Origin of the sequence: Cellulomonas biazotea (assembly GCF_004306155.1) — a bacterium.
In the GTDB taxonomy this organism is placed as follows: Bacteria; Actinomycetota; Actinomycetes; order Actinomycetales; family Cellulomonadaceae; genus Cellulomonas; species Cellulomonas biazotea.
Genome location: NZ_BIMR01000435.1, coordinates 1 through 654 on the forward strand (window position 1 = coordinate 1; position 654 = coordinate 654).

1 pseudogene is annotated in these 654 nt (G+C 77.8%); it reads right to left on the minus strand.

Annotated features, from left to right (window positions below):
• Positions 1 to 72: 72 nt before the first annotated feature.
• Positions 73 to 654, minus strand: a pseudogene (locus CBZ_RS21225) (hypothetical protein); the annotation flags it as partial.

The following is a 654-nucleotide window of genomic DNA, read 5'->3' on the forward strand; positions in this document are numbered from 1 at the left end:
GGCCCCGGCTGCACGCCCCTGAGGGGCGCGGCCGGGGCCGTCCGTCGGGTCGGCGGGTGCGCCGACGCGGGGTCAGAGCGGGAACGCGGCGTACACGTCGGCGATGTCCTCGACCGGGGCGACGACGCGGAACACCGACGACCCGTTGGTCCACACGGCGACACCGGTGCCGTCGCCGGCGTCGACGATCGTGAACGTCCCGGCGGGCGCACCACCGACGAGCACCTCGCCCGTCTGTGGGAGGTCGGACGTGCCGGCGGTGGCGGTCGCCGTGGCGCCCGCGTCGGCGGCCGGTGCCGCGGGCAGCGCCGCGACGAGGGTCGCCGCGTAGGCGACGGCCTCCTCGGGCGTCTCCCACTGGCCCGCCCGGACGGTGACCTCGCCGCCCGCGCCGTCGCTGTAGGCCTCGGTGTACGCCTCGACGGCGCCCGCCGCGAGCCACTCCTCGTCCGTCGCGGACGAGGCGAGCGCGTACTGCAGGACGCTGACCGGCAGCGCGGCCGCGAAGGACGTCGTCGCGGTGCGCGCGACGGGCTCGATCGTCGGGGTGGGCGACGGGAGCAGGACGGTCGACGCGGCGGCGCCGGGCGTCGGCTCGTCGCCGCCGCGGGTCACGAGGATCCCGATGACGATCCCGGCGACCACGACGACGAC